This is a genomic window from Neisseria sp. P0009.S007 (assembly GCF_051962515.1).
On sequence record NZ_JBQCVF010000284.1, the window covers coordinates 1 to 1,676 of the forward strand.

The 1,676-nt window shown below is 46.5% G+C and carries 1 protein-coding gene and 1 pseudogene; both read right to left on the minus strand.

What is annotated here, in order from left to right; genetic code table 11:
• A pseudogene (locus ACTHS3_RS12485) lies at positions 1-125 on the minus strand (type II CRISPR-associated endonuclease Cas1); the annotation flags it as partial.
• A 67-nt stretch (positions 126-192) separates the two neighbouring features.
• On the minus strand, positions 193-1,676 hold a 1,484-nt coding region (cas9, locus tag ACTHS3_RS12490), incomplete at its 5' end, for a type II CRISPR RNA-guided endonuclease Cas9 (RefSeq protein WP_440368076.1).

Genomic DNA, 1,676 nt, shown 5'->3' on the forward strand with positions numbered 1-1,676 from the left:
ATGATGATAACGGCGATGTCTTCTAATGGTACGGTATGGGACTCGCCGTTTTGTTGAATCAGCAGTTGCCGGCGTTGCAAGGATAATTTACCGCCGTTTTGAATAAGCAGACTGCGCCAAGTCATGTTTCTTCCCCTTATTTTTATACAAAAAATCCCTGTTTCATGTCGTCTGAAACAGGGATAGGTTTATTTAACGAACAGGCGGGCGTTTTTTCAGACGGCATGATCTGATTTCTTTGCCCAATTCGTCGATTTGGTATTTTTGGAATGAAAGGGCGGTTTTGACACCAACACTTTGGAAAATGCCGTTTTTCCCTTTGGTGCTATCCGTATCATGTGTACGAATATCAATTGCTCCTGTAGCTCTATTTAGGCTGACGAAATAGCCTAAAAATTCATTTTTCTTAGCGGTTAGCTTAATCAGATCATTCGCATAAAGTACAAACTTAAACTCAAAACTATCATCCATTACCGTCCAATCTTCTTCATCTTTTCCTTGTACAACAGCCCTATTCGGCAAAATCCCTTTTGCGACCTGCCAACTGTAAATCGGTACCAGATAATACTTGCCGCCTTTCTCAAACACATCTACGCGCACCATGGTTGCGTTGTCGGCAATACCGTTATGGTTGCGCACCCATACGCCGGTTTTCTGTACTTGCTCTACGCGTACGGCTTTTACCTGTTGGGTGCGGTTGCCTGCTTTATCGTATTTGTAAAACGGCTCGGCAAAGGCTTTGGCCGGATCGTCTTTATGTGTTTCCAGCCGTGCTTTCAGCGCTTCGTATAGCTTAGGTTCACGCTCCCGATTGACCATTTTTTCCAAGTCTTTCAGTTTTAACTGTGTCAGCGGTACGCGCAACACGCTGATGCCTTCGTCCAGTCGTTTGGCGGATTTGACGGTCTCCATATGGCCTTGCCCGCTCATCTTCCGATTGGGCGCGCGTGAAACAAACAGTGGCGTAACGTATTCGTGTACGGCTTCGGGACGAGATGATAATTTTTCTGCGAGCAGGGTACGCAGTTTTTCGGGGGTATCCGCTTCTTCAAATTCGGGTTTGCCGTCCGGTTTGCCGAAGACGCGAATCATGACTTCTTGTGCGAAAAATTCCCAAGGTTGCGGGAAATGTGCTTTTTGATGCAGCACTTCTCCTGTTTCTTTATCTATAGTTTTGCCGTCAAATGCGTTCATCTCTTTATAGCGTACAAAATGGGTAATTTTCTGCTGCATGGCAACGGTCGAACAGGCAACGACAACTGCGTCCAAGGCGTGATGGCGGTCGTTTTCCGCACGCACTTTGCGTAATCCCCAAAAGCCGCGCAACAGATTGGTAATTTGTCCGTTGGATGCAAAGACACGTCTTTTCCCTTTACCTGTCAGCCGCATACGGTCGGCAATAAATTGGCACAGGAAACGGTTGACGTAGCGCGTATCGTTCAGATTGCGTTCTTTAAAGCCATCTTCGTCGAATTTTTGCAGCAGAATCCGTTGTTTTTTACTACGAGGAAAACGGCTGGTTTCGACACGCGCTTTAAATTCCTGCCATTCGCGGCTGTTGTCTTTGCCATTGAAGTATTCGTAAGGGGTTTGGTTGCTTTTGTTTTGGTTTTCGCTGCCCAATACCAGCACTTTATTGTTGAAACTGTCGTCCCATGTGCGCGAGAACGGCAGGG